Raw genomic sequence first — 13,396 nt, forward strand, 5'->3', positions numbered from 1 at the left:
TCCCCGTCATTCGTCCGCGAGGGCGTTCTCGAAGGACGGACGTTCTCAAGGGGACTTCGACGGCGAAGGGAGCGGTCCGGGGAGCCACCGAGCCCGGTTAGGCTTCGGGGCATGACCGACGTCGCAGAGACCACCCTGCCCGCCGCGCCCTCCACCCCCGCCCAGCCCGTCGAGCGCACGCTCGTGCTCGTCAAGCCCGACGGCGTCCGCCGCGGGCTCTCCGGCGAGGTGCTGCGGCGCATCGAGACCAAGGGGTACACCCTGGCCGCGGTGGAGCTGAAGCACGCGACCCCGGAGCTGCTCGCCGCGCACTACGCGGAGCACGAGGGCAAGCCGTTCTACGCCCCGCTGGTGGAGTTCATGCTCTCCGGCCCCACGCTGGCGGTCGTGGCCGAGGGACAGGGCGTGATCCCCGGGTTCCGCTCCCTCGCCGGCGCGACCAACCCGACCGAGGCCGCGCCCGGCACCATCCGCGGCGACCTCGGGCGCGACTGGGGCCTGAAGGTCCAGCAGAACCTGGTGCACGGCTCTGACTCGCCCGAGTCCGCGGCGCGCGAGATCGCGCTCTGGTTCCCGGGCCTCTGAGCGACCGGGGTCGACACCCCACCCAGTCCGACCGACCGGCCGGCGTCCCGACGAGGGCGCCGGCCGTCGTCGTCACCGGGCCTCGTCCCCGTACGACCCTTCCCGGGCAGGCCGCCGCAGTTCCGCGGAAAAGCGACGCCCGGCGGTTAGGCTCGCCGCGTGCACCTCAAGACGCTCACGCTCCGGGGCTTCAAGTCGTTCGCCTCGGCGACGACGCTGAGCCTCGAGCCGGGCATCACGTGCGTGGTCGGCCCCAACGGCTCCGGCAAGTCGAACGTCGTCGACGCGCTGTCGTGGGTCATGGGGGAGCAGGGGGTCAAGTCGCTGCGCGGCGGCAAGATGGAGGACGTCATCTTCGCCGGCACGTCGGGCCGCCCGCCGCTGGGGCGGGCCGAGGTGTCCCTGACGATCGACAACTCCGACGGCGCGCTGCCGATCGACTACACCGAGGTGACGATCTCCCGCACGCTGTTCCGCAGCGGCGGGTCGGAGTACGCGATCAACGGCAGCTCGTGCCGGCTGCTGGACATCCAGGAGCTGCTGAGCGACTCGGGCATCGGGCGCGAGATGCACGTCGTGGTGGGGCAGGGACAGCTGGATCAGGTCCTGCGCGCCACCCCGGAGGACCGGCGCGGGTTCGTCGAGGAGGCCGCGGGTGTCCTCAAGCACCGCAAGCGCAAGGAGAAGGCGCTGCGCAAGCTGGAGGCGATGGCGGGCAACCTCGCCCGGCTCACCGACCTCACGGCCGAGCTGCGCCGCCAGCTCGGACCGCTCGGGCGCCAGGCGGCAGCCGCGCGCAAGGCGCGCACCGTCCAGGCCGAGCTCCGCGACGCCAGGTCGCGGCTGCTGGCCGACGACCTCGCCCAGCTCACGGCGCAGCTCGCCGCGGAGCGCGCCGACGAGGCCGCGCTGCGCGAGCGGCAGCGCGAGACCGAGCAGGAGCTCGGCGGGGCGCGCGAGCAGCTCGCTCGGCTGGAGGTCGCGGCGGCCGCCGCCACGACCACCGCGAGCCGGGCGGCCGACGCCTTCCACGCGCTGGGTGCCCTGCGCGAGCGGACCCAGGGGCTCGCGCGGCTGGCCGACGAGCGGGTCCGGCTGCTCGGCACCGCCGAGCCCGAGCAGCGCGGCCAGGACCCGGAGCAGCTCGAGGCGCAGGCCGAGCGGGCTCGGGCGTCGGAGGCGGAGCTCACCCACGAGGTCGAGCTCGCGCGGACGGCGCTCGCGGACGCCGTCTCGGCCCGGGGCGACGCGGAGGAGGCGGCGGAGGCCGCCGAGAAGGAGCTCGCCACGCTGCACCGCGGCGCGGCCGACCGCCGGGAGGGCCTGGCCCGGCTGTCCGGCCAGGTCGCCGCCCGGCGCAGCCGGGTCGAGGCCGCCGACGCCGAGCTGGAACGGCTGCGGGCGGCCGTCGACGAGGCCGAGCGCCGGGCCGAGCGGGCGTCCCGCGAGTTCAGCGCCCTCGAGGTGCAGGTCGTCGGCGCCGAGGAGGGCGAGGAGGACCTCGACGCCCGCCACGAGGCGGCCACCGGTGAGCTCGAGGACGCGCGCGCCGCCGTGGACCGGCTCACCGGGCTGGCCGCCGAGGCGGAGCGCGACCGCGCCACCTGGAGCGCGCGCGTCGAAGCCTTGGAGCTCAGCCTGGACCGCAAGGACGGCGCGGGCGCGCTGCTCGCCGAGGACACCGCCGGCGTGCTGGGGTCCGTGGCTGCGCTGCTCGGCGTCGAGGCGGGGTTCGAGGACGCGGTCGCGGCGGCGCTGGGCCCCGTGGCCGACGCCGTCGCGGTGGCCGACCTCGACGCCGCCGTCGACGCGCTGCGGCGCCTGCGCGACGACGACGCCGGACGCGCGGGGCTCGTCGTCGGCTCGGCATCGTCGGTCGAGCCTGACGAGACCAGCTTTCGACGAGCTCAACCGGCGGGAGTGCTGCCCGAGGGCGCCAGGTGGGCGCTCGACGTCGTCACCGTCTCCGGGCCTGCGGCGGGCGCGCTGCGCACCCTGCTGGCGGACGTCGTCGTGGTCGAGGACCTGGCCGGGGCGCGGGCGCTCGTGCAGCGCGCTCCCGGCGTCGTGGCGGTGACGCGGGCCGGGGACCTGCTGGGCGCGGCTCGGGCGTGGGGCGGGTCCGCCGCGGCGCCGAGCGTGCTGCACCTCACCTCCGCCCTCGACGAGGCGCGCGCCGGCCTGGACGACGCCGCGGGCCGGCAGGAGCGTTGCCGCTTCGAGCTCGTGGGGGCCCGGGAGCGACTGGAAGCAGCGGACGCCGCCCACGACGAGACGCTCGCCCTGCTGCACGAGTCCGACGCCGCGCTGTCCGCCGTCGCCGAGCAGCTGGGCACGCTGGGCGCCGCGCACCGCGCGGCCTCGGCCGAGGCCGAGCGGCACCGGGCGGCGCTCGCCCAGGCGGCCGAGAGGCGCGACGCCGACCAGGCGGAGCTGGCGGACCTGTCCCGCCGGCTCGAGGTGGCCGAGGCTTCGCCGACGCTGTCGGAGGAGCAGGTCACGGCCGCCCAGGCCGCTCGCGAGGAGGCGCAGGCCGCCGCGACGCAGGCACGCGCACGAGAGACGGAGGCTCGGCTCGAGCTGCGTACCGGCGAGGAGCGGGCGCGTGCGGTGTCGGGTCGGGCGCAGGGGCTCGCCCGGGCGGCGGCGCAGGAGCGCGCGGCGCGCCAGAAGGCGGAGCGGCGCGCCCTGGAGCGGGCCGCCGAGGCACGGGCCGCCGCGTCCGTCCGAGACGACGCGGGACGCGCGCTTGCGGCGCTCGCGCGCTCCGTCGAGCGGGCACAGGCGGAACGCGCCGCCGCGGACTCGGAGCGCACGGCGCGGCAGGCCGAGGTCGACGAGGTCCGCGCCCGCGCCGAGCGGCTCACCGGCGAGCTGCGCGACCTCACCGACGTGGCGCACCGGGACGAGGTGGCGCGCGCCCAGCAGGAGACGCGGCTCGAGCAGCTGCGCGCCCGCGCCGTCGACGAGCTCGGCACCGACCCCGACGCGCTCGTGGAGGAGTTCGGCCCGCACCGGATGATTCCGGTGGTTGAGCCTGTCGAAACCACCGCGATCGACGCCGGCGGGGTTTCGACAGGCTCAGCCGGCGCGGCGGAGAAGCCGTACGTGCGGGACGAGCAGGCGCGGCGGCTGCAGACCGCGGAGCGGGCCCTCGCCCGCATCGGCACCGTCAACCCGCTGGCGCTCGAGGAGTTCGCCGCGCTCGAGGAGCGCCACCAGTTCCTCACGACCCAGCTCGCGGACCTGAGGTCCTCGCGCGAGGACCTGCTGCAGATCGTCGCGGAGATCGACGACCGCGTGCAGCAGGTGTTCGCCGAGGCGTACCGCGACACCGCCGCGCAGTTCGAGCGGGTGTTCGCCCGGCTCTTCCCCGGCGGGGAGGGCAGGCTCGTGCTCACGGACCCCGGCGACCTGCTCACCACCGGCATCGAGGTCGAGGCGCGGCCCGCGGGCAAGAAGGTCAAGCGGCTGTCGCTGCTGTCCGGCGGGGAGCGGTCGCTGACGGCGGTGGCGTTCCTCGTGTCGATCTTCAAGGCGCGGCCGAGCCCATTCTACGTCATGGACGAGGTCGAGGCCGCGCTGGACGACGTGAACCTCGGCCGGCTGCTCGAGATCTTCCGCGAGCTGCAGGAAGACTCCCAGCTCATCGTCATCACGCACCAGAAGCGCACCATGGAGGTCGCCGACGCCCTGTACGGCGTGACGATGCGTGGCGACGGTGTGACCACCGTCATCTCCCAACGAATGCGCGAGAGCGCCGAAGCCTTGTGAGAATAGCGCCATGATCACGTTCGTCGTCTGGGTCCTCGGGTCCCTCGTGCTGGCCGCGGTGGTCTTCCTGGTGGCCAACGTGATGGAGCGCCGGGACCCCAGCACCGACGAGGCCCCCGGCCTGCGCCGCTTCGTCCGCGACTTCGTCTCCGGGCTCCGTCGGCGCGACCGGCGGAGCGGGCCGGCCGCGCCCGTGGACACCGACATGGACGACTTCTTCGCGGCCACGATCGAGTCCGCGCCCGCGTACGTCGACGCGGAGGAGCTCTCCGACGTGCTGCAGCGGGCCAGGGCCCAGGCCCGCACCACGCTGCACGTCGGGACGGTGCACAAGCCCGAGTGACGCGCCGGCCGTCGACACGCCCGTGGCGGCCGCCGTCGACGCCGTGACGCGTGCGCTCTCTGGGAGACTGTGCGCGTGACTGATCTGCTCTGGCTCTGGATCCTGCTCGGTGTCCTCGTCGTCGTGGGCGGTGGCGCCGCCCTGCTCGTCCCGCGCGCGCGCAGGCGCCGTGGCTCGACGACGGAGGCGCCCGCCCCGGTCGTCGAGGCGCCGCCCGCTGCGCCGGCGGCCGACGCCGCCGTCGCGGAGCCGCCCGTCGTCGAACCTGCCGCCCCCGCCGTCGAGACGCCCGAGCCCGTGGCCGGGCGCATGGTCCGCCTGCGCGACCGGCTCGCGCGGTCGGGCTCGCCCCTGGGCGCCCGCCTGCTGAGCGTCCTCTCGCGCGACCATCTCACCGAGGACGACTGGGACGAGCTCGAGGAGACCCTGCTCCTGGCCGACATCGGCGCCGGCCCGGCGGGGGAGCTGCTCGACGCGCTGCGCACCCGCGTGCGGGTGCTGGGCGTGCGCGACGCGGCGTCCGTCCGCGCGCTGCTGCGCGAGGAGCTGCTCAAGGTCGTGGACCCGACGATGGACCGCGCCCTCGCCACCCGGCCCGCGACAGGCGACGACGGTGCGCACGTGCCCGCCGTCGTGCTCGTCGTCGGCGTCAACGGCACGGGCAAGACGACGACCGTCGGCAAGCTCGCACGCGTGCTCGTCGCCGAGGACCGCTCGGTCGTCCTGGGTGCCGCGGACACCTTCCGGGCCGCCGCCGCCGACCAGCTCCAGACCTGGGGCGCGCGTGTCGGGGTCGAGACGGTCCGGGCGGACCGCGACGGCGCCGACCCGGCCGCGGTCGCGTTCGACGCGGTGCGCAAGGGGCGCGCCGACGACACCGACGTCGTCCTGGTCGACACGGCCGGCCGGCTGCAGAACAAGGCCGGGCTCATGGACGAGCTGGGCAAGATCACGCGCGTCATCACGCGCGAGGCCCCGCTGTCCGAGGTGCTGCTCGTGCTCGACGCCACGACCGGGCAGAACGGCCTCAACCAGGCGCGCGTCTTCGGCGAGGTCGCGGGCGTCACCGGCATCGTGCTCACCAAGCTCGACGGCACCGCCAAGGGCGGCATCGTCGTGGCCGTGCAGCGCGAGCTCGGCGTCCCGGTCAAGCTCGTCGGCCTCGGCGAGGGGCCCGACGACCTCGCACCTTTCGACGCCGGGCAGTTCGTCGACGGCCTGCTCGGGTAGGCCTACCCGGCAGCCGACCCCGCACCCCGGCGGGCGCCGCGTCACGCAACGTTTACGCCGGCGCGGCGCTTGTCACACCGGCGTAACAGGACTCACGTCCAGTGGAAACGCCGCTCGCCCACGGTTGTCACCGACCGGTCATCGGTGGCCGGACGGGCGATAAGGGGATCGGGATGGAATTCGAGCTGGACAGTGGTAACACTGCCTGGATGATCATGGCGTCGTCGCTCGTGCTGCTGATGACGCCGGGCCTGGCGTTCTTCTACGGCGGCATGGTGCGGGGCAAGAGCGTCCTGAACATGATGATGATGAGCTTCAGCGCCATCGGCGTGGCGGGCCTCATCTGGGTGCTCTACGGATACTCGATGACGTTCGGCACGGACATCGGCGGCATCATCGGCAACCCGGCCGACTACTTCGGCCTCGCGATCCCCGACTCCGAGTCGCTCATGGCGGCCGTCGGCGTCCCGGCGACCGTCGCGGCGGGATTCCAGGCCACCTTCGCCATCATCACGGTGGCGCTCATCTCCGGCGCGATCGCCGACCGCGCCAAGTTCGGGACGTGGCTCGTGTTCGCCGCGATCTGGGTGACGATCGTCTACATCCCGATGGCGCACATGGTCTGGGGCGGCGGGCTGCTCGGGGCCGACGGCATCACCTCGGCCCTGTCGGTGCCGATCGACTTCGCCGGCGGCACCGTCGTGCACATCAACGCCGGCGCCGCGGGCCTGGCGCTCGCGCTGCTGCTCGGCCGGCGCAAGGGCTTCGGTCGCGAGCCGATCCGCCCGCACAACCTGCCGTTCGTCATGCTGGGCGCGGCGCTGCTGTGGTTCGGCTGGTTCGGCTTCAACGCCGGCTCGGAGTTCGCCGCCGACGGCACGGCCGGGCGCGCCTGGATCAACACCCTCGTCGCCACCGGCGTCGCCATGCTGGCCTGGCTCGCGACGGAGAAGTTCCGCGACGGGCACGCCACGTCCCTCGGCGCCGCCTCCGGCGTCGTCGCGGGTCTGGTCGCCATCACCCCGGCCGCGGCCGCGGTCGACACCTACGGCTCCATCGCCATCGGCGCAGTCGCGGGCGTGCTGTGCGCCCTCGCCGTCGGGCTCAAGTACCGGTTCGGCTACGACGACTCGCTCGACGTCGTCGGCGTCCACCTGGTCGGCGGCCTCGTCGGCACGGTGCTGATCGGGTTCTTCGCCACCGACAACGCCGAGCAGTTCGGCGTCTGGTACCCCGAGGGTGCGCTCAACGGCCTCTTCTACGGCGGCGGCTTCACGCAGCTGCTCACGCAGATCATCGTCGCCGTGGTCGCCGTGGTCTTCAGCTTCGTGGTCACCTACCTCATCGGCCTCGCGCTGAAGGTCACCATGGGCTGGCGGGTCTCCGAGGACGTCGAGGTCGGGGGCATCGACTCCGCCGTCCACGGCGAGACCGCGTACGAGTCCATCCAGCAGGGTTCGGTCATCAAGGAGATCCGCGCATGAAGCTCGTCACCGGAGTCATCCAGCCCCACCGCCTGGACGACGTGAAGTCCGCCCTGGAGGCCGCCGGCATCCGCGGCATGACGGTCAGCGAGGCCAGCGGGTACGGCCGCCAGAAGGGCCACACCGAGGTCTACCGCGGCGCGGAGTACACCGTCGACCTGGTGCCGAAGGTCCGCGTCGAGGTCCTCGTCGCCGACGAGGACGCGCCGACCGTCGTGGACGTCGTGGTGAAGGCCGCCCAGACCGGCCGGATCGGCGACGGCAAGGTGTGGACCACCTCGCTCGACGACGTCGTGCGGGTACGCACCGGCGAGCACGGCGACGCGGCGCTCTGAGGTGCCGCACGACCACGAGCCCCGCACCCCGGTCACCGGGGGGCGGGGCTCGGTCGGTGGGCTGCGCAAGGACCTGCTCGCGACGGCCGACGACCTGACCGGCCCGGGGCGCTCGGGCGTGGCGCGGCGCTCCGCCCTGCAGCAGCTCGTCACCGATCGGCTGTCCGCCCTGTACGCCGACGCGACCGACGGCGTCGACCCGGCGGGCCTCGCGCTCGCCGCCGTCGGCAGCCTGGGCCGCGGCGAGCTCGGGCCCGCCTCCGACCTCGACCTCGTCCTCGTGCACGACGGACGCACCCACCGGCCCGAGGAGGTCGCCCGCGTCGCCGAGCGGCTCTGGTACCCGCTGTGGGACTCGGGCGTGCACCTCGACCACGCGGTCCGCTCGCTGAGCCAGACCCGCCAGCTCGCCTCCACGGACCTGCCGGCCGCGGTCGGGTGGCTCGACGTCCGCCCCGTCGCGGGCGACGCCGTCGTCGTGCACCGCGCGGCGTCGGCCATCCTCACCGACTGGCGCTCGGCGTCGCGGCGCCGGCTGCCCGAGCTGCTCGGCTCGGCCCGCGAGCGCGCCGAGCGGGCGGGGGAGCTGGCGTACCTCATCGAGCCGGACCTCAAGGAGGCGCGCGGCGGGATCCGCGACGCGGTGCTGCTCACCGCGCTCGCGGCGACCTGGCTCACCGACCGCCCGCACGGCCGGGTCGACCAGGCGTACGCCCACCTCCTCGACGTGCGCGACACCCTGCAGGTCGTGACGCGACGCCGCACCACCCGGCTGCTGCTGGCCGACCTGGACGACGTCGCCGCCCGGTGCGGCCACGACGACCCTGACGAGCTCCTCGCCAGCCTGGCGGAGGCCGGCCGCGAGATCTCCTACGCGCTGGACTCCACCGTGCGACGGGCCCGCCAGGCGCTGCAGCGCCCCGCCCTGCGCCGCCCGGTCCTGGTGCGCGGCCGGCGCTCCGCGCCGCGGTTGCGGTCCGTGGGCGAGGGGCTCGTCGAGCACGACGGCGAGCTGGTGCTCGCCGTCGGGGCCGACCCCGCCGCCGACCCGCTGCTGGCGCTGCGCGCGGCGTCCACGGCCGCCCGGACCGGGCTGGCGCTCTCCCCGGTGACGGTCCACTCCCTCGCGCTGTGCCCGCCGCCGCCCGTCCCGTGGCCGGCGCCTGCGCGCGCCGCGCTGCTGACGCTCCTCGGTGCCGGGCAGGCCCAGGTGCCGGTGTGGGAGGCCCTCGACCTCGCGGGCGTGGTGACCACCTGGATCCCGCAGTGGGCCGGGGTCCGCAACAAGCCCCAGCGGGCGGCCATCCACCGGCACACCGTGGACCGCCACCTCGTCGAGACGGCGGCGCGTGCGTCTCGCGTGCGCCGGCAGGTGGCGTCGTCGTCGGGCGTGACGGCGGCGCCCCCCGAGCTGGTGCTGCTCGGTGCCCTGCTGCACGACATCGGCAAGCGGCGCGGGGCCCACGGCCCCGACCACTCCACCGAGGGTGCCCGCGTGGCGCCGGAGGTGGTGCACCGGCTCGGCTTCGACGACGCGGTCGGACACGACGTCGGGCTCCTGGTGCGCCACCACCTCACGCTGGCGCGGCTCGCCACGACGGCCGACCCCGAGGACCCGGCGACCCTCGCCGAGCTGCTCGACGCCGTCGCGGGCCGGGCGGACCTCCTCGAGGCGCTGCGGGTGATCACCGAGGCGGACGCGTCGTCGCTGGGCCCGGCCGGGTGGACCGCCTGGCGGGCCGGGCTGGTCGACGAGCTCACGACGCGGGCCCGCGCGGCGCTCGCTGGCGCGAAGGGTGCCGGGCCGGGCGGCCGGTAGGCTGGGTGACCGCACATCGTCACGCACCACGTCTTTGCGGACATCGACCTGAAGGACCTGCCTGGTGTTCAACTCCCTGTCGGACCGGCTCACCTCGACGTTCAAGAACCTGCGCGGCAGGGGACGGCTCTCCGAGGCGGACATCGACGCGACGGTGCGGGAGATCCGCCGCGCCCTCCTCGACGCCGACGTCGCCGTCCCCGTCGTGCGCGAGTTCACCGCCGCGGTGCGCGAGCGCGCTCTCTCGGCGGAGGTCTCGGGGGCGCTCAACCCCGCCCAGCAGGTCGTCAAGATCGTCAACGACGAGCTCGTCGGCATCCTCGGCGGGCAGACGCGCGCGCTGCAGCTCGCCAAGACGCCGCCCACCGTGATCATGCTCGCGGGTCTGCAGGGCGCCGGAAAGACGACGCTCGCCGGCAAGCTCGGCCTCGCGCTCAAGGAGCAGGGGCACACCCCGCTGCTCGTCGCCGCCGACCTGCAGCGCCCCAACGCCGTCACCCAGCTGTCCGTCGTCGCCGAGCGGGCAGGCGTCCCGGTCTTCGCGCCGCACCCGGGGAACCAGGGCGCCGAGACGGACGCCGTCATCGGCGACCCGGTCGGCGTCGCCCGCGACGGTGTCGCCGAGGCGAGGGCCAAGCAGCACGACGTCGTCATCGTCGACACCGCGGGCCGCCTGGGCGTCGACCGCCTGCTGATGCAGCAGGCCGCGGACATCCGCGACGCCGTGACGCCCGACGAGGTCCTGTTCGTCATCGACGCGATGATCGGCCAGGACGCCGTGGCGACGGCGAAGGCGTTCGAGGACGCCGTCGACTTCACCGGCGTCGTGCTGTCCAAGCTCGACGGCGACGCGCGCGGCGGTGCCGCGCTGTCGGTCGCGACCGTCACCGGCCGGCCGATCATGTTCGCCTCCACGGGCGAGAAGCTCACCGACTTCGAGGTCTTCCACCCCGACCGGATGGCTTCGCGCATCCTCGACATGGGTGACGTGCTCACCCTCATCGAGCAGGCCGAGCGCGCCTTCGACGCCGACGAGGCCGAGAAGATGGCGGCCAAGGTCAGCGCGGGCGAGGACTTCACCCTGTCCGACTTCCTGGTGCAGATGCAGCAGATGAAGAAGATGGGCTCGATGAAGAAGATGCTCGGCATGCTGCCGGGCATGGCGCAGATGCGCGAGCAGCTCGAGGCCTTCGACGAGCGCGAGGTCGACCGCGTGCAGGCCATCATCCAGTCGATGACGCCGGGCGAGCGCGAGAACCCGAAGATCATCAACGGCTCGCGCCGCGCCCGCATCGCCCGCGGCTCGGGCCAGACCACCACCGCCGTCAACGGCCTGCTCGACCGGTTCACCCAGGCGCAGAAGATGATGCGCCAGATGAGCAAGGGCGGTGGGATGCCCGGGATGCCGGGCGGGATGCCCGGGGGCATGCCGGGCGTGCCCGGGATGCCGGGGGGCGGCAAGAAGGCGCGCGGCAAGCAGGCCCCGTCGAAGAAGGTCAAGGGCAAGTCGGGCAACCCGGCGAAGCGCGCCCAGCAGGAGCGCGAGGCCATGCAGCGCGCGCTGGGAGGCGGAACCACCAAGCCGGCCGCCCCGGGCTCGGCGTTCGGGGTCGGCGGGGGGCAGGACCAGCCCTCCGAGGAGGACCTCGCGAACCTGCAGCTCCCCGGCGGGCTCGACAAGCTGCTCGGCGGCCGCTGACCGATCGCCGTCCGTCCGGCTCGGCGCCGGGTCCGCGCCGGGTCCCGCCCGGGCGACCCGGCGGTACCCTCGGACCCATGTCCGTCCCGCACGTTCCCCTGCACGTCACCGGCCACGTCCTGCTCGGCGACGACCGCGAGGTGGGGGAGCTCTGGGTGCGCGACGGCCGGGTGAGCCTCACCCGGCCCGCGCCGCAGGGCAGCGCCACGCGCCAGCTCACCGGCTGGATGCTGCCCGGGCTCGTCGACGTGCACTGCCACGTGGGCCTCGGCTCCGGCGGCGCCGTCGACCCGGAGGTCGCCGTCACGCAGGCGCTCGCCGACCGCGACGCCGGAGCGCTGCTGCTGCGCGACGCGGGATCGCCGCTCGACACCGCCTGGGTGCACGAGCGCCCCGACCTGCCGCGGCTCGTGCGCGCGGGGCGCCACCTGGCCCGCCCCAAGCGCTACCTGCGGGACTTCGGCCTGGAGCTGGACGACGTCGCCGACCTGCCCGAGGCCGTCCGTGCCCAGGCCCGGGCCGGGGACGGCTGGGTCAAGCTCGTCGGCGACTGGATCGACCGGGACCTGCCGTCCGGCGGCGACCTGCGGCCGTTGTGGCCGGGCGACGTGCTGGCCGAGGCGGTCGCCGCGGCGCACGGCGAGGCGGCGCGGGTCACCGTGCACGCCTTCAGCGAGGAGGTCGTCGGCGACCTCCTCGCGGCCGGGGTCGACGGCATCGAGCACGGCACGGGCATCCCGGCCGACCTGATGGACGAGGTCGCGGCCCGGGGGGTCGCGGTGACGCCCACCCTGCTGCAGGTGGCGCAGTTCGAGGCCATCGCGCAGCGGGCCGACGGCAGGTACCCCGCGTACGCCGCGCGGATGCGCCGCATGCACGCCCGTCGCTACGAGCAGGTCCGCGCCCTGTACGACGCGGGGGTGCCCCTGCTGGTGGGCACCGACGCGGGCGGCACCATCGGGCACGGGCGCATCGCCGACGAGTGCGCCGAGCTGGTGGCCGCCGGCATCCCGGCCGCCGACGTCGTCGCGATGGCGAGCTGGCGGGCCCGGCAGTTCCTCGGTGTCGGCAGCATGGTCGAGGGCTCCAGCGCCGACCTGGTCGTCTACCCGGCCGACCCGCGCGAGGACGTCGAGGTGCTGCGGCACCCGACGGCGGTCGTGCTGCGCGGCCAGGTGGTCGTCGGTTGAGAGCCGACGTCGAGACATGACGTCGAGGTGTGAGGTCGTGCGTCGGAGGTTGGAGCGGGCGGCCGTCGTCTGGCACAATGGCCCGGTACTCGGCGTGCCCAGGCCCCTCTCTCCTGCGCAGGCCGTGTCCTGACCACCCGGCCCGCCAGGACCCCACCCGGCGGAGCGCGTGCGTCGACCCCACCAGAACCAGGAGACACCACCCAAGTGGCCGTCAAGATTCGTCTGAAGCGTCTCGGCAAGATCCGGGCACCGTACTACCGCGTCGTCGTGGCCGACTCGCGCGCCAAGCGCGATGGTCGCGTCATCGAGGAGATCGGGAAGTACCACCCGACCGAGGAGCCGTCGTTCATCGAGATCAAGTCCGACCGGGCGCAGTACTGGCTCGGCGTCGGCGCGCAGCCCACCGAGCAGGTGGCCGTGCTGCTGAAGATCACCGGTGACTGGCAGAAGTTCAAGGGTCTCGAGGGCGCCGAGGGCACCCTTCGGACCAAGGTCGCCAAGACCGACAGCGCCGCTGCGGTCGAGGCCGTCGCCGCCGAGGCCGAGAAGGCCAAGGCGAAGGCTGCCGAGAAGAAGACCGAGAAGCCGGCCGCCGAGGCCGACGAGGCCGAGGCCGGGGCCTGATGCTTCCCGAGGCCCTCGAGCACCTGGTGCGCGGCATCGTGGACCACCCGGACGACGTCCAGGTGGCCGCGCGAACGCAGCGCCGGGGCGACCTGCTCGAGGTGCGGGTGCACCCGGACGACCTGGGCCGTGTCATCGGCCGGGGCGGACGGACGGCGAAGGCGTTGCGCACCGTGGTCGGTGCGCTCGCGACGGACGGCCCGGTGCGGGTCGACGTCGTCGACGTCGACCGGCGCTGACCGGTCGCCGGCACCCCGCCGCAGGCTTGCCACGAGGCCCGGTGCCCACCGTCGTCATGACGGTGGGGCCG

The 13,396-nt window shown here is 74.7% G+C and carries 11 protein-coding genes; all 11 read left to right on the top strand.

Annotated features, from left to right (window positions below; all coding sequences use genetic code 11):
• Positions 1-111 precede the first annotated feature (111 nt).
• The 11 genes from ndk (at position 112) to ABD254_RS12245 (ending at position 13,325) form a co-directional block, all read left to right on the top strand.
• Positions 112-585: a nucleoside-diphosphate kinase gene (ndk, locus tag ABD254_RS12195; RefSeq protein ID WP_344248687.1), complete on the top strand. Its 474-nt coding sequence runs from the start codon at positions 112-114 to the stop codon at positions 583-585.
• Positions 586-744: 159 nt separating this feature from the next.
• Positions 745-4,359: a chromosome segregation protein SMC gene (gene smc, locus ABD254_RS12200; RefSeq protein ID WP_344248688.1), complete on the top strand. Its 3,615-nt coding sequence runs from the start codon at positions 745-747 to the stop codon at positions 4,357-4,359.
• Between the two features lie 10 nt (positions 4,360-4,369).
• Complete coding sequence (locus ABD254_RS12205) at positions 4,370-4,702, top strand: hypothetical protein (protein ID WP_344248689.1); 333 nt, start codon at positions 4,370-4,372, stop codon at positions 4,700-4,702.
• A gap of 75 nt (positions 4,703-4,777) precedes the next feature.
• A complete protein-coding gene (ftsY, locus tag ABD254_RS12210) occupies positions 4,778-5,932 on the top strand; it encodes a signal recognition particle-docking protein FtsY (RefSeq protein WP_344248690.1) in 1,155 nt (384 codons plus the stop codon).
• Between the two features lie 173 nt (positions 5,933-6,105).
• Positions 6,106-7,416, top strand: a complete 1,311-nt coding sequence (locus tag ABD254_RS12215) for an ammonium transporter (protein ID WP_344248691.1) — start codon at positions 6,106-6,108, stop codon at positions 7,414-7,416.
• Complete coding sequence (locus ABD254_RS12220; protein ID WP_344248692.1) at positions 7,413-7,751, top strand: P-II family nitrogen regulator; 339 nt, start codon at positions 7,413-7,415, stop codon at positions 7,749-7,751. Before ABD254_RS12215 ends, ABD254_RS12220 begins: the two co-directional genes overlap by 4 nt.
• A gap of 1 nt (position 7,752) precedes the next feature.
• Positions 7,753-9,570 (top strand): [protein-PII] uridylyltransferase family protein, encoded by a 1,818-nt coding sequence (locus ABD254_RS12225; protein ID WP_344248693.1) that lies wholly within the window; start codon positions 7,753-7,755, stop codon positions 9,568-9,570.
• 64 nt (positions 9,571-9,634) lie between these two features.
• Complete coding sequence (gene ffh, locus ABD254_RS12230) at positions 9,635-11,269, top strand: signal recognition particle protein (protein ID WP_344248694.1); 1,635 nt, start codon at positions 9,635-9,637, stop codon at positions 11,267-11,269.
• A gap of 77 nt (positions 11,270-11,346) precedes the next feature.
• Entirely contained in the window at positions 11,347-12,459 is a 1,113-nt protein-coding gene (locus tag ABD254_RS12235) for an amidohydrolase family protein (RefSeq protein WP_344248695.1), read from the top strand.
• 207 nt (positions 12,460-12,666) lie between these two features.
• Positions 12,667-13,086, top strand: coding sequence for a 30S ribosomal protein S16 (gene rpsP, locus ABD254_RS12240; protein WP_344248696.1), 420 nt, complete (start codon positions 12,667-12,669; stop codon positions 13,084-13,086).
• Positions 13,086-13,325: an RNA-binding protein gene (locus tag ABD254_RS12245; RefSeq protein WP_344248697.1), complete on the top strand. Its 240-nt coding sequence runs from the start codon at positions 13,086-13,088 to the stop codon at positions 13,323-13,325. Before rpsP ends, ABD254_RS12245 begins: the two co-directional genes overlap by 1 nt.
• Positions 13,326-13,396 lie beyond the last annotated feature (71 nt).

Source organism: Isoptericola hypogeus (genome assembly GCF_039531145.1).
Lineage (GTDB): Bacteria > Actinomycetota > Actinomycetes > Actinomycetales > Cellulomonadaceae > Isoptericola > Isoptericola hypogeus.

Excerpts from the sequence above, each read along its gene's own strand:
- ndk (WP_344248687.1), top strand. The coding sequence starts at position 112 with ATGACCGACGTCGCAGAGACCACCCTGCCCGCCGCGCCCTCCACCCCC.
- ABD254_RS12205 (WP_344248689.1), top strand. The coding sequence starts at position 4,370 with ATGATCACGTTCGTCGTCTGGGTCCTCGGGTCCCTCGTGCTGGCCGCG.
- ABD254_RS12215 (WP_344248691.1), top strand. The coding sequence starts at position 6,106 with ATGGAATTCGAGCTGGACAGTGGTAACACTGCCTGGATGATCATGGCG.
- ABD254_RS12220 (WP_344248692.1), top strand. The coding sequence starts at position 7,413 with ATGAAGCTCGTCACCGGAGTCATCCAGCCCCACCGCCTGGACGACGTG.
- ABD254_RS12235 (WP_344248695.1), top strand. The coding sequence starts at position 11,347 with ATGTCCGTCCCGCACGTTCCCCTGCACGTCACCGGCCACGTCCTGCTC.
- ABD254_RS12245 (WP_344248697.1), top strand. The coding sequence starts at position 13,086 with ATGCTTCCCGAGGCCCTCGAGCACCTGGTGCGCGGCATCGTGGACCAC.